Consider the following 19,789-nt stretch of genomic DNA (forward strand, 5'->3'; position numbering starts at 1 on the left):
GCGTAGCTCCGCTTTCTGACCTGGGTGCCGTCATAAGCCAACGGCTAAACCCGCGGCTTTTCCTTCATTTCGATTGTCTCGATCTCGTCACCGATTTGGATGTCGTTGAACTTACCAAGACCGATACCGGCTTCGTAGTCGGTACGAACTTCAGTGACGTCATCCTTGAAGCGACGCAGCGAGTCGATAGCGAGGTTGTCGCCAACGACGACACCTTCGCGGATAACTCGTGCCTTGGCGTTTCGCGTGATCGTTCCCGAGCGCACGATGACACCGGCGATGTTTCCGACCTTGGAGGAGCGGAAGATCTCGCGGATCTCTGCAACACCCGACTGCACTTCTTCGAATTCCGGCTTGAGCATGCCCTTGAGCGAGCTCTCGACGTCTTCGAGTGCGGCGTAGATGACCGAGTAGAAACGCACGTCGACACCTTCGCGAACGGCGCGCTCGCGTGCCTTCGGGTCGGGGCGAACGTTGAATCCAATGATGATGGCGTTGTCGACGGTCGCGAGGTTGATGTCGCTCTCGGTGACAGCACCCACACCACGGTGGATGATGCGCAGCTGTACGGAATCGTCGACCTCGATCTTGAGCAGCGACTCTTCGAGGGCTTCAACAGCACCCGATACGTCACCCTTGATGATGAGGTTGAGCGATTCGACCTTGCCGTCTTCGAGGGCCTTCGTGAAGTCCTCGAGGCTGATGCGCTTGCGGCTACGAGCCAGCATGGCGTTACGCTCTGCTGCTTCGCGCTTCTCAGCGATCTGACGAGCCATACGGTCGTCATCGGTAACCAAGAACACGTCGCCGGCCTTGGGTACAGAGGTCAGACCGAGTACTGCAACGGGGCGCGAAGGCTCCGCGTGAGTAACCGATTCGCCGTTTTCGTCGAACATTGCACGAACGCGACCGTAAGCGGTACCCGCAACGATGGGGTCTCCCACTTCAAGCGTTCCCGACTGGATGAGCACGGTAGCAACAGCACCGCGACCCTTGTCGAGCTTGGCTTCAATCGCGACACCACGAGCATCCTTGTTGGGGTTTGCACGCAGGTCGAGTCCGGCATCCGCCGTCAGGAGCACAGCGTCAAGCAGCTCGGTGATACCGACGTTGTTGAGCGCCGAAACGTCCATGAACATCGTGTCTCCACCGTACTCTTCGGCAACGAGGCCGAATTCGGTGAGCTGCTGGCGAACCTTTGCGGGGTTGGCGCCTTCTTTATCGATCTTGTTGATCGCGACAACGATCGGAACGTTAGCTGCCTGAGCGTGGTTGAGTGCTTCAACCGTCTGAGGCATGATTCCGTCGTCTGCTGCAACCACGAGGATCGCAACGTCGGTGACCTGAGCACCACGAGCACGCATAGCGGTGAACGCTTCGTGACCCGGGGTGTCAATGAACGTGATCGGACGTTCGATACCGTCGTGCTCCTTGACGACCTGGTACGCACCAATGTGCTGCGTGATGCCACCGGCTTCGCCAGCAACAACGTTGGCGTTACGGATGGAGTCGAGCAGCTTGGTCTTACCGTGGTCGACGTGACCCATGACCGTAACAACGGGAGGACGGATGACGAGTTCATCGTCTGATTCGTCTTCCAGCTCTTGGTCGAGGTCCATGTCGAAGCCAAGAAGCAGTTCGCGGTCTTCTTCTTCTGGGGAGACCATTTCGATCTTGAACCCGAGCTCTTCGCCCAGGATGTCGAAGGTCGCCTCATCGAGGGACTCGGTTGCTGTCGCCATTTGCCCCAGGTGGAACAGAACGGTGACGAGGTTTCCGGGGCTCGTGTCGATCTTGTCGGCGAAATCGGTGATCGAGGCACCACGACGAAGGCGAATTACTTCCTTGCCGTTTCCGCGGGGGACGCTAACGCCACCAAGCGAAGGTGCTTCTCTCAGTTCGAACTCTGCCCGCTTCGCCCGCTTCGACTTACGTGCCTTGCTCTTGCCGCCACCGCGACCAAAGGCACCTGCGGTACCTCCACCGGGACCACGGCCGCGGCCGCCGCCTGGTGCACGGTTAGGACCAAAGTTGTTCGGTGCTCCACCGGGACGGAATCCGCCACCAGCTGCGCCGGGACGGGCACCAGCACCTGCTCCACCGGGACCGCCGGGGCGCTGACCGAAGCCGCCGGGACGCTGGCCCTGGCCAGGCCCACCGGGACGCGGAGCGCCGGGGCGCGGCGAACCGGGACGCGGAGCGCCGGGACGAGGTGCACCCGGACGCGGTGCACCCGGACGCGGAAGTCCGGGGCGAGGTGCGCCGGGACGAGGAATTGAACTTGCACCGCCGGCGGGTGCTGGACGACCCATTCCCTGGTTAGAGGCAAAGGGGTTGTTTCCCGGACGGGGCGTACCCGGACGAGGGACGGCGGAGGGGCTCGGCGCATCTGCCGCTCCCTTGGGCTTCGCGCCAGACTCGGCGGAAGCCTTCTCCGCTGCTGCTGCCTTCTCGGCGGCAAGAGCCTGTGCTTGACGCTCAGCGACCGTCAACGGAGCGGGAACCGCTCCCTCTTCTGGCTCGCGAGGCTGCTCGGGTTCTGCTGCCGCAGCGGGTGCTTCCTCAGCAACGTTCGCCGGGGTCGGTGCACTGGGCATGGGGGTCTTCGGCTTAGGCGTCGCTTTCGCGGCGGCCTTGGGCGCGGCTTTCGGAGCAGCCTTGGGCTTCTCTTCTGCGGCCGGTGCCTTCGCGGCGTCAGCCTCGAGAGCAGCCTTCAACCGTCGAGCGACGGGGGGCTCAATGCTCGAGGATGGGCCCTTAACGAATTCGCCCATTTCTTTGAGCTTCGCTAGGGCAGCCTTACTATCGACGCCAGCTTCGGCGGCGACTTCGTGTACGCGTGGTTTTGCAGCCACTTTTCTCCTGTCTGGGTCTGCTCCCAGACAGGGGCAGACCACTAATTACGGACGGAACTCATTTCGAGCCGCTCATTAGTTGTCCATAGGTCAATCAGCCTGTTCGTTAGGGGACATCGGTTGATGTCCCGCCTCATATTCAGCTAACACTGAAAGAAGTGTTCCGGTATCTAGCGGTGGATCCACCTTCAACGCACGCGCAAAAGCTCTGCGTTTTACTGCAGACTCAAAACACGAAATTGTGGGATGAAGCCACGCACCGCGACCCGGAAGTGTGGCCGATTGGTCGGCCACCACCGCACCGTGAGATGCGACAACCCTCAGTAACGCGGTTCTGCTGGCGCTCGCGCGACAGCCAACACACGTTCTTACTGCATCCATAATACCCCTACTCTGCAATCGCGCACTCCCCCGCGCCCATCACGAGCGCGGGCAGCGGCGCAACACACCCGGTCACCCCCGCCGCACACGGGCGAGCGGGGCTGAACCGGGCGAACGATTAGTCTTCGTCGAGAATGGAGTCGGGCTGAATGTCGATGCGCGCACCCGTGAGCTTGGCAGCCAGGCGGGCGTTCTGCCCTTCCTTACCGATCGCGAGGGACAGCTGGTAATCGGGCACGAGGGCGCGAACAGCCTTGGTGGCTTCGTCGATCACGTAAGAGCTCGATACCTTGGCCGGCGAAAGCGCATTGGCCACAAACTCAGCAAGGTTCTCCGAGTAGTCGACGATGTCAATCTTCTCGCTGTTGAGCTCGGCGGTAACCGCGCGAACGCGCTGACCGAGTTCGCCAATGCACGAGCCCTTAGCGTTGATGCCGGCTTCAGTGGCGCGAACCGCCATCTTGGTACGGTGGCCGGCTTCGCGAGCAACCGAAGTGATTTCAACGAGTCCACTCGCGATTTCAGGAACCTCAAGAGCGAACAGCTTGCGAACGAGCGAGGGGTGCGTACGGCTGACCGTAATCTGCGGCCCCTTGTCGCCCTTGTTCACCGCGGTGACGTACACGCGGATGCGCGCACCGTGGGTGTATTCCTCGCTGGGAACCTGCTCTTCGGGAGGCATGATTGCCTCTACGGTGCCCAGGTCGATGTGAATCATGCGCGGGTTAGGACCCTGCTGGATCACACCGGCAACAATGTCGCCCTCGCGACCCTTGAATTCACCGAGAACCTTGTCGTCGCCAATGTCGCGCAAGCGCTGATTGATGACCTGTTTTGCTGCGAACGCGGCAATACGTCCGAAATCACTGGGGCTGTCTTCAGCCTCGCCAATAACCGCACCCTCTTCGTCGTACTCAGGGACCCAGACACTGACGTGGCCGGTTTTGCGGTCGAGCACAACACGAGCGGTCGGCTGTACTTCTACAGCCTTACCTTCGGGAGCCTCAACGTGCTTGAGATAGGCGCTCAAAATCGCCTGCTCAATGATCTGCACCAGTTCTTCGAACGGTATCTCTCGCTCGCGCTCCATCATGCGCAGCACGCTCAAGTCGATATCCATTGAGGACCTCCGATATTCATTTAGGGGTTGTGACTCAGAACCGTCTGCGGCTCCGAACTTGCTAGTTTAGCTGGCTTATTTAGTGAGTGCAGCGACGACGTCGGCAACCGGCGTGCTCGTGCGCTCATTGGTGGCGCGATCCCAGACTTCGACCATTCCGTTGGCAGCATCGCGGCCGACGATCACGATCATGGGGACACCCAGAAGCTCTGCATCGCCGAACTTGACGCCGGGCGAGACCTTGGGGCGGTCGTCGAACAGAACGTCGAGGCCAGCGCTCTCGAGCGAACCAACGAGGGTCTCTGCGGTCTCGAAGACCACGGCATCCTTACCCGCTGCGACGATGTGAACGTCGAAGGGGCTGATGTTCTTGGGCCAGAGGAGCCCCTTGCCATCGTTAGTGGTCTCGGCGATTGCTGCCATCAACCGCGTGACACCGATTCCGTAGGAGCCCATCGTGACGGTGACGAGCTTGCCGTTCTCATCGAGAATCTTGAGCCCGAGAACCTCGGCGTACTTGCGGCCGAGCTGGAATACGTGACCGATCTCCATGCCGCGAGCGGTCTCAATAGGACCACTACCGTCAGGAGCAGGGTCGCCGGCGCGGACATCCGCCACTTCGACAGTGCCATCAGCGATGAAGTCGCGCCCAGCCACGAGTCCGAGAACGTGCTTCTCGTGAACGTTGGCGCCCGTGATCCACTGAGTGCCATCAACAACGCGGGGGTCGAGAACGAAGCGCACTCCGGTAGCGGACTTCTCGCCGATAACGGCGCCCTCGGGCGACCACGGACCGATGTAGCCCTTGACGAAGCCGGGATTGCCCTCGAGCTTGGCCAATTCTGCAAAGTCTTTCTCGGTGGCGGGTTCGACCTCAGCCGGAGCAAACGCCACTTCAGCGCGCTTCATATCGACATCGCGGTCGCCCGGGAGGCCGACGACGACGAGCTCGCGAGAGCCATCAATCGAGGTGAGCGCCAGCACGATGTTCTTAAGCGTGTCGGCCGCCGTCCACGGACGATCAGCGCGAGGCTGCTGCTCGTTCGCGAGAGCAACGAGGGTGTCGATCGTGGGCGTGTTGGGTGAATCAAAGACGAGCGGCGCGGGCAGCCCCTCGATCGGCTGCGCCTCAGGCGGAGTCGTGCGGTACGCCTCAACGTTGGCCGCATAGCCACCAGCCGAACGGACGAAGGTGTCTTCACCAATGGGAGTCGGGTGCAGGAACTCTTCGCTCTTCGAGCCACCCATCGCTCCCGCATCCGCCGACACCACAACGTACTCGAGGCCCAAGCGGGTGAAAATACGCTCGTAGGCATCACGGTGCTGCTGGTACGAAATGTCGAGACCGGCATCCGTGTAGTCGAAGGAATAGCTGTCCTTCATCGAGAACTCACGACCGCGCAGGAGGCCGGCGCGAGGACGAGCCTCATCGCGGTACTTGTCCTGAATCTGGTAGATCGACAGCGGCAAATCTTTGTAGCTCGAGTACAGGTCTTTCACGAGCAGCGTGAAGACCTCTTCGTGCGTGGGAGCCAACAGGTAGTCGGCGTCTTTGCGGTCTTTGAGGCGGAAAATTCCGTCACCGTACTCGGTCCAGCGACCCGTGAGCTCGTAAGGTTCGCGCGGCAGCAAAGCCGGGAACAACACTTCTTGCGCGCCAAATGCTTCGAGTTCTTCGCGGATGACCGCCTCGATCTTGCGGCGAACCTTAAGACCGAGAGGCAACCACGCAAAAACGCCGGGAGCCTGACGACGGATGTAGCCGGCGCGCACCAAAAGGCGGTGGCTAGCTACTTCAGCATCGACGGGATCTTCGCGAAGCGTGCGGACAAAGAGTTGAGAGAGACGTGTAGACACGCCTCAATGGTAGTGCGCCTACGGGGTGAGAACTTGCGGACTTCCCGTAGCACCGGCAGGCATCTCTGCTGCAATGCGGTTCGCCTCTTCGATCAGCGTGGCCACGATGTCTGCTTCGGGAACCGTCTTGATGACTTCACCCTTCACAAAGATCTGGCCCTTACCGTTACCGCTGGCCACACCGAGGTCAGCTTCGCGGGCTTCACCCGGTCCGTTGACAACACAGCCCATTACAGCGACGCGCAGCGGAACCGTCATACCTTCAAGGCCCTCAGTGACATCGTTGGCGAGCTTGTAAACGTCGACCTGAGCGCGACCACACGAGGGGCACGACACAATTTCAAGCTTGCGCTCGCGCAGGTTCAGCGACTGCAGAATCTGCAAGCCAACCTTGATCTCCTGCACGGGAGGCGCCGAGAGCGAGACACGAATTGTGTCTCCGATGCCCTCCGAGAGCAGGATGCCGAACGCCGTAGCGCTCTTGATCGTGCCCTGGAACTCAGGCCCAGCCTCGGTCACACCGAGGTGCAGCGGCCAGTCTCCACGCTCAGCGAGCATTCGGTACGCCTTAACCATGACAATCGGGTCGTTGTGCTTCACCGAGATCTTGAAGTCGTGGAAGTCGTGCTCTTCGAAGAGGCTTGCCTCCCACACAGCACTCTCGACGAGAGCCTCCGCGGTGGCCTTGCCGTACTTCTGGAGCAGGCTCGGCTCGAGCGAACCAGCGTTGACACCAATGCGCAGGCTCGTGCCCGCATCCTTGGCAGCCTTAGCGATCTCGCCGACCTTGTCGTCAAACTTGCGGATGTTTCCGGGGTTGACGCGCACAGCTCCGACTCCGGCATCAATCGCCGAGAAGACATAACGGGGCTGAAAGTGGATGTCGGCAATAACCGGAATCTGGCTCTTCTTCGCAATGATGTGCAGCACATCCGCGTCGTCCTGATGAGGCACAGCAACGCGCACAATGTCGCAACCCGAAGCCGTCAGCTCGGCAATTTGCTGCAGAGTGGCATCGATATTGGTGGTTTGCGTTGTCGTCATGGACTGAACGCTGACTTGCGACTCACTACCGACGCCTACTGAACCGACCTTGATCTGCCGGGTCTTGCGACGGGGAGCGAGGACTTCAGGGACTTTCGGCATTCCGAGATTGATTGCTGGCACTCGTCTATCCTAAAGCCGACACCTGAACATCGGCGGAACGCTAGCGCGCGCCGAGGTGAGCAGTCAGTGCATCCACGAATTCCTGCGGACGTTCAAGATGAGCGGAGTGACCGCAGTTCTCCCATGCCAGCTCGGTGTACTCGCCGCCATTGGCCTTGTACTGCTCGAAAACCGCGCGGGTCTGCTCGATCATCGGCTGCGGCGGAGCAACCTCGGCACCGGGCCAGCCGGGGATAACACCAAGCTGCCCCAAGAAGTTGAGGTCGAAGCCCGAGGCATCCGACACGATCGCGTCTTGCACACCTCGAACCCACAGAACACGCGGCTTCGTGGGCAGTTCGGTGATGGCGCTGACGTTGAAGTGGTTGGGCGTCATGGTGTTGAGCACGCCACGTCCACCGGGGCCGAAGCCAGGCCAAGCGTCAACAGCAACCGAGTCGCCCGGGTAGTTGTCTTCGCCCGTGGCGGTCGTGAGCATTGATTCGACCCAGAGATCTTCGTGTTCGGTGTGGGCCACGGCATCCGCCACATACGCCGTACGGAACACCGTGCGAGCGGATGTCGGCGACTCGTCAGCAGCATCACCCGCGTTCAACTGGGCTACGAAATCGGGATTCGCTCCCCCGCCGCCCGTGCCGGAGCACTCGGGGTTCAGTAGTTCGCCATTTGCACCCTGAGTGCCGCCGAAGCCGAAGGGCGAGACAGGAGACACAAACGAAACAGTGTCGACGCGCTCGGCATAGTCGAGCATGAACTGCATCACGACCCCACCGCCCATGCTCCAGCCGACGAAGCTCGCCCGCTCAATGCTGAGCGCGTCGAGAACCGCGGCGATGTCGTCGGAGAAATCGCGAACGCCCCGCGTGGCATCCACGGGAAGCGTTTCGCTGTCACCAAAACCACGCAGATCGATGGCCAGTGCGCGCACACTGCTGTCGAGCGCGAGCATTGTTGGCTGCCAGAACAGCGACGATGACACGTTGCCGTGCACGAACACGACGGTCGATGTGGGGTTGTCGGCCGGGCGCTCCAACACCGATGCGACAATGCGCGGTGTCGTAACGCTGTGCTGAACGATGCCGGCGAGAAGGGTAGCCATGGTGTGTCCTTTGGTGAGTTGAACTACGGGAAGTGGCGAAACTGGTTAGGCGGTGAGCTCGACAATGAGCTCGGGTTCGGTGGCGGCGCGCACGGTTTCTTCGTCAACGCCGGGAGCGAGTTCGCGGAGAACGAGACCGCGATCCGTCACGTCGATGACGGCGAGGTCAGTAATGATGCGGTGAACGACACCGCGGCCAGTCAGCGGTAGCGAGCACTCGTTCACGATTTTGGGGCTGCCATCTTTTGCGACGTGCTCCATCAGCACAATGACGCGCGCAGCGCCGTGCACAAGGTCCATCGCACCGCCGGGGCCCTTGACCATCTTGCCGGGGATCATCCAGTTGGCGAGGTCACCGGCAACAGAGACCTGCATGGCACCGAGGATGGCTGCATCAATCTTGCCGCCGCGGATCATGCCGAAGCTCATCGCAGAGTCAAAGAAGGCGGTGCCCGGGAGGGTCGTGACCGTCTCTTTTCCCGCGTTAATGAGGTCGGGGTCGACGTTCTGTTCGGTCGGGTACGGACCGACTCCGAGGATGCCGTTCTCCGATTGCAGCACCACCGTGCGACCTTCAGGCACATAGTTCGGCACGAGCGTCGGAAGACCGATTCCGAGATTTACGTACGAGCCATCGGCCAGTTCGAGAGCGGCACGGGCCGCCATTTCTTCGCGAGTCAAAGCCATTATGCGACCACCTTCTGCACTGTGCGACGTTCGATTCGTTTCTCGACATCGGAGCCAACTTCGATCACTCGCGAGACGTAAACGCCGGGCAGGTGAACGGCATCCGGTTCAATCTCGCCGGGCTCGACGATCTCTTCGACCTGGGCGATACAGATACGCCCGGCCATCGCCGCGAGCGGCGAGAAGTTGCGCGCCGACTTGGCAAAGACAAGGTTGCCGTGGCGGTCACCCTTGAGCGCGTGAACGAGCGAGAAGTCGGTCGTGATCGCTTCTTCGAGTACGAAGTCTTTCGCGGTTCCCCGCACTTCGAACGAGCGAACCTCTTTCTGGGGCGACGCAATCGCCACACCGCCGGAACCGTCGTAGCGACGCGGCAGGCCACCCTCGGCTACCTGAGTGCCGACGCCGGTCTGCGTGAAGAACGCGGCCACTCCCGAGCCACCGGCCCGGAGCTTCTCGGCGAGGGTTCCCTGCGGGGTCAACTCCACTTCGAGCTCCCCCGTCAAGAACTGGCGCTCGAACTCTTTGTTCTCCCCCACATACGACGACGTCATTTTGCGGATGCGACGGGCGGCCAGCAGCACGCCGAGCCCCCAGTCATCCACACCGCAGTTGTTGCTCACGATACTGAGATCGTCGGAGCCCAACTCCAGCAGCGCTTGGATGAGCACCATCGGGTTGCCGCACAGGCCGAAGCCGCCGACTGCCAAGGATGCCCCGCTCGGAATATCAGCGACCGCTTCTGCCGCCGACCCCATTGTCTTGTCGATACTCACGCTCGGACCTCCCGCGGTTGGTTCGCCATTAGTTGAGTCATGACGCCCGCGACGATATCTGCGCCTCGTTGCGTCAAAGTAATTGTGTAGTGATTGACGTCTGACGCTTCGTGAAATTCCACATGAGGAAGCTCTGACCGCCAGTGGTCACACTGTTCCGGAGGATACAACGCCGGTACCTGATTGAGAAGACCCCGCGGTGCCCGGATGAAGTGCACGGGCATGCTGAGCCCCTCGAGAGCCGCGCGATACTGGGCGTCTCCGCTCAGTTGCAAGGCATCGAAGCTCACCGCGTCGATCGAGCTCGCGGGGTGCAGGTGCGGTGCAGCGCCGACAAGGTCGTAGTCAACGTAGTCACGCACTGCCGACGTGAAGTTGTCGGCGAAGGCCGGATGCACGCGCCAGAACTCCTGGTAACTCTCCCGATCGGGGAATGTCATTGAGAGCCGTTCCGCTGCCGGACCCAAGATCACCTGCGGCAGCTCCTCCATCGAGGTGCCCTCGGGTGCCGGGATCGGCAAGCCGCCATCGATGAGGAGCAAGCTGGAGACACGCTCCGGGTGCTGCGCCGCCAAGGTTGCAGCGACGAATCCCCCCATCGAATGCCCGACGACGAGCGCGGACTCGGTGCCGGTGGCTTCTAACAGCACGTTCATGTCGGCGGCGTGCTGCGGCATCCCGAACGGAGCAGGTAGGTCGCGGCTCGCACCGCGACCGCGAAGATCAGGAGCAATAACCCGACAGTCGGGGAAGGCCGCGGCGATCAGCGGCCACGACATATGCGAGGCCGTAATGCCGTGGATCAGAAGGATCGTGGCGACAGGTTTTGACTCGGGTTCCCAGATCGCCGCGGTCAGTTCACCGCCGACGACAGGAACGGTGATGGTCGTGTGTAGGGCAGTCATCGTGCGCTCCAGCCGCCATCCATCGTGTACGAAGCGCCCGTGACCATGCCGGCGCTGTCGCCTGCAAGCCAGAGCACGAGGTCGGCCACTTCAGCCGGCTCAACGAGGCGCTTGATAGCGCTCTCAGTGAGCATGACTTTCTCGACCACTTCGGATTCCGGGATGCCATGAACCTTGGCCTGATCAGCGATCTGCTTCTCGACGAGCGGCGTGCGCACGTAGCCGGGGTTCACGCAATTGCTCGTGACGCCATGAGCGCCGCCCTCGAGCGCGGTGACCTTGGAGAAGCCCTCGAGCCCATGCTTGGCGGTCACGTACGCCGACTTGTACGGCGAAGCACGCAAGCCGTGAACAGAGCTGAGGTTGATGATGCGACCGAAGTTGCGTTCATACATCTTTGGCAGCGCCGCCCGCACGAGCAAGAAGGGTGCCTCGACCATGAGGTCGAGGATGCGGCTGAACATCACCGGGTCGAACGTCTCGATGGGATTGACGTGCTGGATGCCCGCGTTGTTGACGATCACGTCGACGTCGAGTGAGAGGTCCGCGAGCGCCGCCTTATCGGTGAGGTCGATCTGCCAGGCTTCGCCCCCCACAATCTCAGCTTGAGCCCGAGCGGCATCGCCATTAAGGTCAGCCACGATGACGTGGGCTCCGGCTTTCGCGAGGGCGACGGTGCAGGCAGCACCAATACCGCTCGCTCCCCCCGTGACAAGGGCTCGACGGCCCGTGAGATCGGTCATTTCTCGACTCCTTCGGTGCTCGGCTCTGGCACGGCCAGAGCGCGGCGGATAAACGTAATCATCTGATCGAGAACGTCGTCGGGCACGCGCGAGGTGCCGCTGGCGGTGGGGTCGGCATCGTTGCCGGCATCGGCAGAATCTCCCCAAAGCACCCAGCGCATCCCGATCATCTCGCCAATGCCCATGAGGGCCCACGCGGCAACGGTCGGGTCAATGTCCCCGATCTCGCCCAGCAATTGAGCCTCTTTAAGACCTTCGATGTAGCCATCGACAATGCGTGAGTAGTGCAGGCGCAGCGACTTGGGCGAGACAAATTCTGCTTCGCGCACCACGCGGTAGAGCGCGGGGTGTTCGGCGGTGAACTCAAAGAACGCACGAAAACCGGCCCGTTCCGATTCGATGCGGTTGGATGCTGCGCCCGAGGCTTCGCTCATGGCACGACGCACGCGGCGGTTGAGATCTTCCACGAGCTCTTCGAAGATCTCGAGCTTGCTCGCGAAGTACAGGTAGAACGTTCCTTGACCGACGCCCGCTTCTTCGGTGATGCGCACGACCGAAGCATCCGTGTAGCCGTAGCGCGCAAAGACCGTTTCGGCGGCCTCGATGAGCTTTGCTTTGGTGCGGGTACCGCGAGCGGTGAGTGGTGTGCTCATGAACTGATCCGTCCTGCTTGTGCGGACTCTTCTGTCCATTGCCCCAGCAGCACCCGGCGACGAACTTTGTCGCTGGATGACCGTGGGATGTGTTCGGTAAAGATCACGCGCCGGGGCACTTTGTATTTCGCCAGGCTTGCGCTCGCAAAGTTGAGAACGTCGGTCTCATCGGTGGAAGCTCCGGAGCGCACGACAACCCAAGCCACGGCGACTTCGCCCCATTTCTCATCGGGAACCCCGACGACAGCCACATCGGCAATCGCCGGATGCCCAAAAAGAACGCCCTCGATCTCGGCAGGAGCAACGGACTCTCCCCCGGTGATGAAGATGTCTTTGAGGCGGTCGAGAACGCGGTAGTAGCCTTCAGAATCGCGGCTGACGAGATCGCCGGTCGCGAGCCATCCGTTGCGCAGCGCCAGCGCGGTGGCCTCGGGGGCACGGAAGTAGCCGCTGAACACTCCGGGGCCCTTGACCAGCAGTTCGCCCTGGCCAGCACCCTCAATGCGCTCTCCCGTCACGGGGTCGGCAATGTCGACATCCACGTGCGGGTAGGGCTTGCCCGCGGAGCCGATGCGCGTGCGCGCTTCCTCATCGGGCAGGCACAAGACGTTCGGCGCAGCTTCGGTAAGCCCATAGCCCTGAGTCAGGGCCACACCGCGGCTGTGCCAGACGCGCAAGAGCGGTTCGGGCATCGGTGCTCCCCCGACGATGGCGTGCGCGAGGCTCGACAGGTCGCTCGAGGCGAATCGCGGATGCTGCGAGAGGATCAAGTAGTTGGCGGGCACGCCCATCATCGTGGTGATGCGGCGGTCAGCGATGAGCTGCAGCACGCGAGCGGGATCGAAGGTGCGCTCGAGCACGACCGTAGCGCCCATCCACCAGGCCAGCAGCGGCTGAATGTTCCAGCCACCCACGTGGTACTGAGGCATGACGGCCAGCACCGTGTCGGCACTCGTGATCTCAGCGGTGCGCGAGAGCGACAGGTTGGTCCAGAAGCAATTGGCGTGGCTGAGAATGGCACCCTTGGCCTGATCGAGCGTTCCCGACGTGAAGATGATGAGCAGAGCATCCTCGTCGCGCACGGGGCGATGCACGGGAGTCGTTGCCTCACTGCGCAACGGTGCCACGATGTCCCGCTCGATGCCGTGGGTGCCGAGGATGCCGCGAGCAATCGGCACGACGAGACGATCGGTGGCGAGAGTGCCCAGCGTCGAGAACTCGTCCTCAACGAGGAGCAGTGCAGGATCAGCCTGCTCAAGCTGCTGCGCGATCTCTCGCGGTGACAGGCGCCACGAGAGCGGAACGAGCACGAGCCCCGCCTTGGCACACGCGAAGAACACAACCACGTGGTCCGAGCTGTTGCCCGTGATGGTGGCGATGCGATCACCGACACCATAGCCGCCCGCGAGGAAAGCTTCGGCGAGCGCCGTGGCCCGGTCATCCAGTTGACGGTAGGTCAGCACGACGCCGCGGTCGTCGACGGCCACCCTGTCGGGCGTAGCGAGCGCGCGGTCGGCAGTCCACCGCCCGAGCGTGTGTAGCCCTTCAGACTGGGTCATTCTGCCTCCTCGAGCCGCTGACGCTTCTGCGGCGCGAGACTGGTGCCTGTGGAGAGGCGCTGCACCGCACCGGCGATTCCTCCGGGAAGGAACAACACCACAAGGATAAACAGCGTGCCGAGGATAAAGAGCGGCTCGGAGAGGGGAATCCGCAAGATCGCCGGAAGTCCGTCGATGGCATCCGAGCTGGCCAATGCCGTCAGGCGCTGATCGAGCAGGGTGTAAATGATGCCGCCGACGATAGCGCCCCAGCGGGAGCCGACACCACCGAGCACGACGATCACGAGGATCGTGAGCGTGAAGTCAGCAGACGTGGCGCGGGGTGTTGTACCGCTCTGCAGCAGCAAGTGCACCATTCCCACGAGCGACGCCAGCACGGAGGCGATGACAAAGGCCATGAGCTTGACGCCGAACGGGCGGAGGCCAAGCACCCGCACGCGCAATTCGTTCTCGCGCGTCGCCGTTACCGCGTGACCGGCGCGGGAGTTCTCGAACCAGGCGACAACGACGAACACCACCACGAGTAGCGCAAGGGCGAGCCAATACAGGTTGCGCGTATTCAGAACGCCAATGAAGAAGTCCGGGATGTGCTCGGTGTCGAGTCGCAAGCCCTCTTCACCGCCCGTGATGCCGGGGTTGCGACGCACGAGCACGTTGCCGGCCTGAGCAAACGCCAAAGTCACCATCGCGAAGGAGATGCCGGTCACCCGCAGGCTCAACGAGCCCAGCAAATAGGCCGCCGTGATTACAATCGCGAGCGTCAGGCCAAGGGCCGGCAACAGCGTCAGTTCAGTCTCGTGCAGCACGATGCCGAGCCCATAGGCACCCAGTGCAAAGTACAGCGCGTGACCGAAGGAGAGCATCCCGGCGGTACCGAACAGCAGGTGATAGCTCAGTGCGAGCGAGGCGAAGAGCAGTGCCAGGGCGAGCAGTTGCAGCGTGCCCGGTGTGTAGGTTGCCCCGGGCAGTACACCAGGGATCGAGATGTTCAGCAATGGCAAGAGAGCTGCGATGACTACGAGAACACCACCGACGATCCACCAGGTGCGCTGGCTCAACTTTGAGAGCGACTTCATGCTTTCTTCCCCAAGATTCCGGTCGGGCGTACCAACAGCACGACGGCGAGCAACAGGACGACCATCAAGTCGCCGGTTCCGCCCCAAAAGTAGTTAGCGAATTGCTGAAGTACCGCGACAACAACGGAAGCGATAGCGGCACCCGCGAGCGAACCAAGCCCACCAATGACGGTGACGATGAAGGCGAAGATCAGCAGGGATCCGCCGAGCTGGGGCGACACGTAGCCGAAGTAGTGCGAGGCGAGCACTCCGCCAAGACCCGCAGCAGCGCCACCGATCGCGAACACGACCGTAAAGGCCTTGCGCACATCGATACCGAGAGCGGTCACCATCGAGCGGTTTTCAACGCCGGCCCGGATGATGAGTCCGAAGCGGGTGTACCGCAGGAAGGCGACAATACCGAGCAACACCAACACCGCGGCGCCGATCATTAAGAAGCGATCGTTGGGAACACGGGCGCCCAAGATTTCGGTCGTCTGTGAGAGCCATTCGGGGGCGGTGACATAGATCGCGTCCGTGCCCCAAATACCTTCGAAGAGCGCAACCGAGGCAAGAGCCAGACCGACCGTCACGAGCACTTGCTCGATATGCCGGTTGTAGAGCCGCCGGATGAGAAGGAACTCGGTAGCGGCGGCCACGAAGGCCCCGACCGCCATTCCGAGCACCAGCGAGGCGATGAGCGTGCCCCAGCTGCTGCCGTCCATCCGCCGGGCCAGTTCCCAACCGGCGAAGGCGCCGAGCGTGAGAAACGAGCCGTGCGCAAAGTTGAGCACACCCATGAGGCCGTAGATCAGGGAAAGGCCGGAAGCGACCAAGAAGTACAGCGCACCGAGCCCGAGGCCCGTGATGAGCAGAAGAATTATGGTGCTCATGCGACCCCCAACAGTTCTTTCGTAAGAGCTTCATTGCTCAAGAGTTCTTCGGCACTGCCGTCGTAGACCACGCGACCGCCTTCAAGCACGATGGCTTTCTCGGCGAGCATCCGCACGACTTGCAGGTTTTGTTCGACCAGAAGTACCGGCACCGTCTGGGCAGCGCGCTCAAGCGCTTTGGCGACATCCATGACAATGAGGGGAGCGAGGCCCTTCGTCGGCTCGTCAACCAGGAGCACGCGATTGTCGTTGACGAGAGCACGAGCGAGCGACACCATCTGCTGTTGACCACCCGAGAGCGTACCCGCAAGCTGGCCGGCCCGGTCCGAAAGGTCAGGGAAAAGTTCATGGATCAGTTGGCGATTCGGCGACGAATCGCGCTCGGCCAACCGCAAGTTCTCGGCAACCGTGAGCGAGGAAAACACCTCACGGTCCTCCGGCACATAGCCAACGCCGCGCTGCACGATGCGGTGAGTGGGTTCGCGATCAACGCGCTCCCCCGCAATCGTCACCTCTCCAGAGCGTTCGATGAGCCCCATAATGGCGCGCAGCGTACTTGTCTTTCCGACGCCGTTACGGCCCAGAAGTGCCGTCACGCCAACGGGAAGCATCTCGAAGCTCACGTCTTCAACAACTTGCTGGCCGGCGATACTCGCGCTCAATCCAGCAACCGACAGAATCGAGTCGGTCACAGTGTCGGTCATAGTGGAGCCCCCAAATAAGCTTTCTGCACCGCTTCGTCTGCCATCACGGCATCCGGGGTGTCACAGGCGAGAAGCTGGCCATGGTGCATGACCGCAACGCGGTCGACCAGGCCGAGTACAACATCCATGTGGTGTTCGACCATGAGCACGGTGCGACCCGACTGATGCACCTGCCGGATCACTTCGGTGAGCCCGGCCACATCGCCCGAAGCGACACCCGCCATCGGCTCGTCGAGCAGGATCACGCTGGGGTCGGTGGCCAGCAACATCGCGATCTCGAGCTTGCGCTTGTCGCCGTGAGAAAGAACCCCGGCTTCGGTTTCGCTGTGGTGGCTCAGCCCCACCTCGTCGAGCCGAGCTCGAGCGATGGTTGTTGCTTTGTCGTGCGCTCGCGGAAAACGAATGACCGAGGTCGCGCCGCCCAATTTCACTTGGGCTGCCAGGCGAACATTCTCGAGCGCGCTAAGCGCCGGAAAGAGACTGGATGTTTGAAAGGTTCTGCCGAGCCCAGCCCGGGCCCGCGCATCAATGGACTGATTCGTGACATCACGCCCTTCGAGCGTGACAACGCCACCGGTGGGAGTCATCACCCCAGAAATGAGATTGAAGAGCGTGGTTTTGCCGGCCCCGTTAGGGCCGATCACGCCGAGCATCTCGCCCTGAGCGATCGAGAGTGACACGTCATCAATGATGACCGCACCCCCGATCGTGAGGGCAAGGTGCTCCACCGTGAGCACGGGCTGGTTCGACATAGTTCGTTAGCTACTTACTCTGCGACGGGCGGGGTTACGGCGTCAGCGTCGACGGCCGTGACCAGTTCAGGAATCCACGAGTCACCATCGGCAACAAGCGAGACCTGGAACATCGGCTGGATCATGGCGTGGTCCTCGGCGCGAACCGTGATGGAGCCCTTGACCGAGTCAAAAGTCCAGCCCTCGAGAGCGGCGATCATGGCATCCACATCGTCGCCACCTTCACGAACAGCCTGAACGACCATCTGTGCTGCAACGAAACCGTCGGGCGAGAACAGGTCAGCCTGCTTGCCCTCTGCTTCGAGGTAGCTGACCATGGCCGCGTTCGCGTCGTTGTCCGTAGCACCACCGAAGTAGTGGTTGAGGAAGCTGATCTGGTCGCTCGCAGCGCCGTAAGCACCGTAGGTCGAGACGTCACCGAGACCGGTGGCGACAGGAACGCTATCGAACACGCCCTGCTGGCTGAGTGCCTCCCACATGGCGCCGGAAGTCGCACCGGCCCACGCTACGAACACGAGGTCGGGCTGAGCGTCAACGATCTGCTGGGCGAAAGGAGTGAACTCGGTGGCGTCCTCGGGAACGAGAAGGCTCGTGACGTCAGCGCCCTGGCCGCCAAGAACGGCGGTGGCAGCGGCAACGTTGCCCTGACCGAAGGCCGTGTCCTGAGCGAAGACCAGAACCGACTTGCCTGCCGGGTCACCGATGAAGGTACCCGCGGTAGCGACGTCTTGGAAGCTCTGGCGCCCCGAGCGGAACGTGTAGTCGTTCACGCCCGTGATGCCGTCTGCTGCGGCGGGGCCGGAGATGTAGAGAACCTTGTTCTGCTCGGCCTGCTCAGCGAGGGCAAGCGCGATTCCCGAGGAAACCGTACCGACGATGATCTTCTGGCCTTGACCGATCACGTCCTTGGCTGCGGTGACGGCCTTGTCGGCGTCGCCCGCGTCATCCGTGATCGTGATGTTGAGTTCGCGGCCGTCGACGGCGCCTGTGCCGTCGGTGGCGTAGTCGAGACCGGCATCGAAGCCGGCGAGATAGGCCTCACCATAGGCCGCAAGAGGGCCTGTCTGCGAGGTGATGACCGAGACATCGACGGGGGCGAGGTCATCGCCGCCACTTCCGCTGTCGACGGCGGGAGCACAACCCGCCAGTGTGAGTGCAACCGTCGCAATTAACGCCGGAGCGAGGTACTTTTTACTGACCCGCATGATGGGACCTTTCCTGCTGCCTTAGGAGGATTGTGATCTGAACCTGAGACCCGGTTCAGGTTTCATGTAGCCTATGGTTGCGCAACCACGCTGTCAACAACGGCGACCAAACAAAGGAGTTTGCACAGTGGCCAACACCCCCGCACCCAACGATGTAGTGATCCTTTCCGCAACACGTACCCCCCAGGGAAAATTGCGCGGACAACTCGCTTCACTCTCCGCCGTCGAGCTCGGCGCTGTCGCCCTCCGCGCCGCTGTCGAACGCTCCGGTGTTGACGTTGACTCCATCGATCAGGTGATCTTCGGCCAAGTCATTCAGGCCGGCGCCGGGCAGAACCCCGCCCGCCAGACGGCCATCGCCGCCGGACTCGCATGGAAGACCCCCACCGTCACCATCAACAAGGTCTGCCTCTCCGGGCTCGCTGCGATCGTGGATGCTGCGCGCCTCATCCGTCTCGGAGAAGCCAACGTCGTGGCTGCCGGCGGTCAAGAATCCATGACCAACGCCCCGCACGTACTCCCCGGATCGCGCATGGGTTGGGCGTACGGAACAGTCTCTGCCCTCGACTCCGCCGCGCACGATGCCCTCACCGATGCCTTCGACGCCGAATCGATGGGTGCCAGCACCGAGCGCCACAACGGCCGCCTCGACATCGGGCGATCCGAGCAGGATGAGATTGCCGCAGCCTCGCACCAGCGTGCCGCCGCCGCGATCGAAGCCGGCATCTTCGCCGACGAAATCGCGCCGGTGACGATCCCGCAGCGCAAGGGCGACGACCTCGTTCTCGACACCGATGAGGGCGTCCGCGCCAACACCACCGTTGAAACGCTCGCCGGATTGCGCCCCGCCTTCGACCCCGAAGGCACCATCACCGCCGGCAACTCTTCGCCGCTGAGCGACGGAGCATCCGCCGTGATTTTGGCCAGTCGCGCGTGGGCCGAAGAACACGGCCTCACCTGGCTTGCTGTACTCGACCGCTCGGGTCACGTCGCCGGCCCCGACAACTCTCTGCACTCGCAGCCCGCTCGCGCCATTGCCGCTGCCCTCGACAACGCCGGTTGGAGTGCCGGAGATCTCGACTTTGCCGAAATTAACGAGGCCTTCGCCGCCGTGAGTCTGCGCTCCACCGCCGAACTCGGGCTCAGCCACGACATCGTGAACATCCACGGCGGCGCTATCGCTATTGGTCACCCGGTCGGGGCGTCCGGTGCTCGCTTGGTGGTCCACGCCGCTCACGAGTTGGCACGCCGTGGCTCGGGCCGCGCGGCCGTAGCGCTCTGTGGCGGCGGCGGTCAGGGCGACGCGCTGCTGCTAACGCGCTAGAAACTCTCATAGCTAGACCGACTGCAACGGTGGCCTGAGTCGACAACGTCTCCG

Annotated in this window: 18 protein-coding genes; 1 reads left to right on the forward strand and 17 read right to left on the reverse strand. The window is 62.2% G+C overall.

Annotated features, from left to right (window positions below; all coding sequences use genetic code 11):
- Window positions 1–44: 44 nt before the first annotated feature.
- The 17 genes from infB to ACWTV3_RS13170 all read right to left on the reverse strand — a co-directional run bounded on the left by infB (window position 45) and on the right by ACWTV3_RS13170 (window position 18,411).
- Window positions 45–2,855 carry a translation initiation factor IF-2 gene (infB, locus tag ACWTV3_RS13090; RefSeq protein WP_498478653.1) on the reverse strand — a complete coding sequence of 937 codons (2,811 nt, stop codon included), beginning with the start codon at window positions 2,853–2,855 and terminating at the stop codon, window positions 45–47.
- Window positions 2,856–2,945: 90 nt separating this feature from the next.
- Window positions 2,946–3,236, reverse strand: coding sequence for a YlxR family protein (locus ACWTV3_RS13095; protein ID WP_498478654.1), 291 nt, complete (start codon window positions 3,234–3,236; stop codon window positions 2,946–2,948).
- Between the two features lie 118 nt (window positions 3,237–3,354).
- Window positions 3,355–4,356, reverse strand: coding sequence for a transcription termination factor NusA (nusA, locus tag ACWTV3_RS13100; protein ID WP_100390011.1), 1,002 nt, complete (start codon window positions 4,354–4,356; stop codon window positions 3,355–3,357).
- A gap of 75 nt (window positions 4,357–4,431) precedes the next feature.
- The gene (locus tag ACWTV3_RS13105) at window positions 4,432–6,213 is read right to left on the reverse strand and encodes a proline--tRNA ligase (protein ID WP_498478655.1); all 1,782 of its coding nucleotides are present in this window, start codon (window positions 6,211–6,213) and stop codon (window positions 4,432–4,434) included.
- A gap of 18 nt (window positions 6,214–6,231) precedes the next feature.
- Window positions 6,232–7,380, reverse strand: coding sequence for a flavodoxin-dependent (E)-4-hydroxy-3-methylbut-2-enyl-diphosphate synthase (gene ispG, locus ACWTV3_RS13110; protein ID WP_189621863.1), 1,149 nt, complete (start codon window positions 7,378–7,380; stop codon window positions 6,232–6,234).
- A 40-nt stretch (window positions 7,381–7,420) separates the two neighbouring features.
- The gene (locus ACWTV3_RS13115) at window positions 7,421–8,479 is read right to left on the reverse strand and encodes an alpha/beta fold hydrolase (RefSeq protein ID WP_498478656.1); all 1,059 of its coding nucleotides are present in this window, start codon (window positions 8,477–8,479) and stop codon (window positions 7,421–7,423) included.
- A 45-nt stretch (window positions 8,480–8,524) separates the two neighbouring features.
- Window positions 8,525–9,166: a CoA transferase subunit B gene (locus tag ACWTV3_RS13120; RefSeq protein WP_498478657.1), complete on the reverse strand. Its 642-nt coding sequence runs from the start codon at window positions 9,164–9,166 to the stop codon at window positions 8,525–8,527.
- Window positions 9,166–9,924 (reverse strand): CoA transferase subunit A, encoded by a 759-nt coding sequence (locus ACWTV3_RS13125; protein ID WP_498478757.1) that lies wholly within the window; start codon window positions 9,922–9,924, stop codon window positions 9,166–9,168. The genes ACWTV3_RS13120 and ACWTV3_RS13125 overlap by 1 nt, the downstream gene beginning before the upstream one ends.
- A 14-nt stretch (window positions 9,925–9,938) precedes the next feature.
- Complete coding sequence (locus ACWTV3_RS13130; protein WP_498478658.1) at window positions 9,939–10,847, reverse strand: alpha/beta fold hydrolase; 909 nt, start codon at window positions 10,845–10,847, stop codon at window positions 9,939–9,941.
- Window positions 10,844–11,590: a 3-hydroxybutyrate dehydrogenase gene (locus ACWTV3_RS13135; RefSeq protein ID WP_498478659.1), complete on the reverse strand. Its 747-nt coding sequence runs from the start codon at window positions 11,588–11,590 to the stop codon at window positions 10,844–10,846. Before ACWTV3_RS13135 ends, ACWTV3_RS13130 begins: the two co-directional genes overlap by 4 nt.
- On the reverse strand, window positions 11,587–12,243 hold the full coding sequence (locus ACWTV3_RS13140) for a TetR/AcrR family transcriptional regulator (RefSeq protein ID WP_100390007.1): 657 nt from the start codon (window positions 12,241–12,243) through the stop codon (window positions 11,587–11,589). Before ACWTV3_RS13140 ends, ACWTV3_RS13135 begins: the two co-directional genes overlap by 4 nt.
- On the reverse strand, window positions 12,240–13,802 hold the full coding sequence (locus ACWTV3_RS13145) for a class I adenylate-forming enzyme family protein (protein ID WP_498478660.1): 1,563 nt from the start codon (window positions 13,800–13,802) through the stop codon (window positions 12,240–12,242). The genes ACWTV3_RS13140 and ACWTV3_RS13145 overlap by 4 nt, the downstream gene beginning before the upstream one ends.
- The gene (locus ACWTV3_RS13150) at window positions 13,799–14,878 is read right to left on the reverse strand and encodes a branched-chain amino acid ABC transporter permease (protein WP_498478661.1); all 1,080 of its coding nucleotides are present in this window, start codon (window positions 14,876–14,878) and stop codon (window positions 13,799–13,801) included. The genes ACWTV3_RS13145 and ACWTV3_RS13150 overlap by 4 nt, the downstream gene beginning before the upstream one ends.
- On the reverse strand, window positions 14,875–15,750 hold the full coding sequence (locus ACWTV3_RS13155; protein WP_100390004.1) for a branched-chain amino acid ABC transporter permease: 876 nt from the start codon (window positions 15,748–15,750) through the stop codon (window positions 14,875–14,877). The genes ACWTV3_RS13150 and ACWTV3_RS13155 overlap by 4 nt, the downstream gene beginning before the upstream one ends.
- A complete protein-coding gene (locus ACWTV3_RS13160; RefSeq protein ID WP_498478662.1) occupies window positions 15,747–16,454 on the reverse strand; it encodes an ABC transporter ATP-binding protein in 708 nt (235 codons plus the stop codon). Before ACWTV3_RS13160 ends, ACWTV3_RS13155 begins: the two co-directional genes overlap by 4 nt.
- Entirely contained in the window at window positions 16,451–17,206 is a 756-nt protein-coding gene (locus tag ACWTV3_RS13165) for an ABC transporter ATP-binding protein (protein ID WP_341620802.1), read from the reverse strand. Before ACWTV3_RS13165 ends, ACWTV3_RS13160 begins: the two co-directional genes overlap by 4 nt.
- A gap of 14 nt (window positions 17,207–17,220) precedes the next feature.
- Window positions 17,221–18,411, reverse strand: a complete 1,191-nt coding sequence (locus ACWTV3_RS13170) for a substrate-binding domain-containing protein (RefSeq protein ID WP_498478663.1) — start codon at window positions 18,409–18,411, stop codon at window positions 17,221–17,223.
- A 127-nt stretch (window positions 18,412–18,538) separates the two neighbouring features.
- On the opposite strand from ACWTV3_RS13170, the gene ACWTV3_RS13175 reads away from it, so the two are divergent.
- Window positions 18,539–19,735, forward strand: a complete 1,197-nt coding sequence (locus ACWTV3_RS13175; RefSeq protein WP_498478664.1) for an acetyl-CoA C-acetyltransferase — start codon at window positions 18,539–18,541, stop codon at window positions 19,733–19,735.
- Window positions 19,736–19,789 lie beyond the last annotated feature (54 nt).

Source organism: Salinibacterium sp. AL4.1 (assembly GCF_059767305.1).

Coding starts and splice junctions, on each gene's coding strand:
- ACWTV3_RS13095 (WP_498478654.1), bottom strand. CDS start 3,236: ATGGATGCAGTAAGAACGTGTGTTGGCTGTCGCGCGAGCGCCAGCAGA.
- nusA (WP_100390011.1), bottom strand. CDS start 4,356: ATGGATATCGACTTGAGCGTGCTGCGCATGATGGAGCGCGAGCGAGAG.
- ACWTV3_RS13115 (WP_498478656.1), bottom strand. CDS start 8,479: ATGGCTACCCTTCTCGCCGGCATCGTTCAGCACAGCGTTACGACACCG.
- ACWTV3_RS13120 (WP_498478657.1), bottom strand. CDS start 9,166: ATGGCTTTGACTCGCGAAGAAATGGCGGCCCGTGCCGCTCTCGAACTG.
- ACWTV3_RS13125 (WP_498478757.1), bottom strand. CDS start 9,924: ATGGGGTCGGCGGCAGAAGCGGTCGCTGATATTCCGAGCGGGGCATCC.
- ACWTV3_RS13130 (WP_498478658.1), bottom strand. CDS start 10,847: ATGACTGCCCTACACACGACCATCACCGTTCCTGTCGTCGGCGGTGAA.
- ACWTV3_RS13135 (WP_498478659.1), bottom strand. CDS start 11,590: ATGACCGATCTCACGGGCCGTCGAGCCCTTGTCACGGGGGGAGCGAGC.
- ACWTV3_RS13140 (WP_100390007.1), bottom strand. CDS start 12,243: ATGAGCACACCACTCACCGCTCGCGGTACCCGCACCAAAGCAAAGCTC.
- ACWTV3_RS13145 (WP_498478660.1), bottom strand. CDS start 13,802: ATGACCCAGTCTGAAGGGCTACACACGCTCGGGCGGTGGACTGCCGAC.
- ACWTV3_RS13150 (WP_498478661.1), bottom strand. CDS start 14,878: ATGAAGTCGCTCTCAAAGTTGAGCCAGCGCACCTGGTGGATCGTCGGT.
- ACWTV3_RS13155 (WP_100390004.1), bottom strand. CDS start 15,750: ATGAGCACCATAATTCTTCTGCTCATCACGGGCCTCGGGCTCGGTGCG.
- ACWTV3_RS13160 (WP_498478662.1), bottom strand. CDS start 16,454: ATGACCGACACTGTGACCGACTCGATTCTGTCGGTTGCTGGATTGAGC.
- ACWTV3_RS13165 (WP_341620802.1), bottom strand. CDS start 17,206: ATGTCGAACCAGCCCGTGCTCACGGTGGAGCACCTTGCCCTCACGATC.
- ACWTV3_RS13170 (WP_498478663.1), bottom strand. CDS start 18,411: ATGCGGGTCAGTAAAAAGTACCTCGCTCCGGCGTTAATTGCGACGGTT.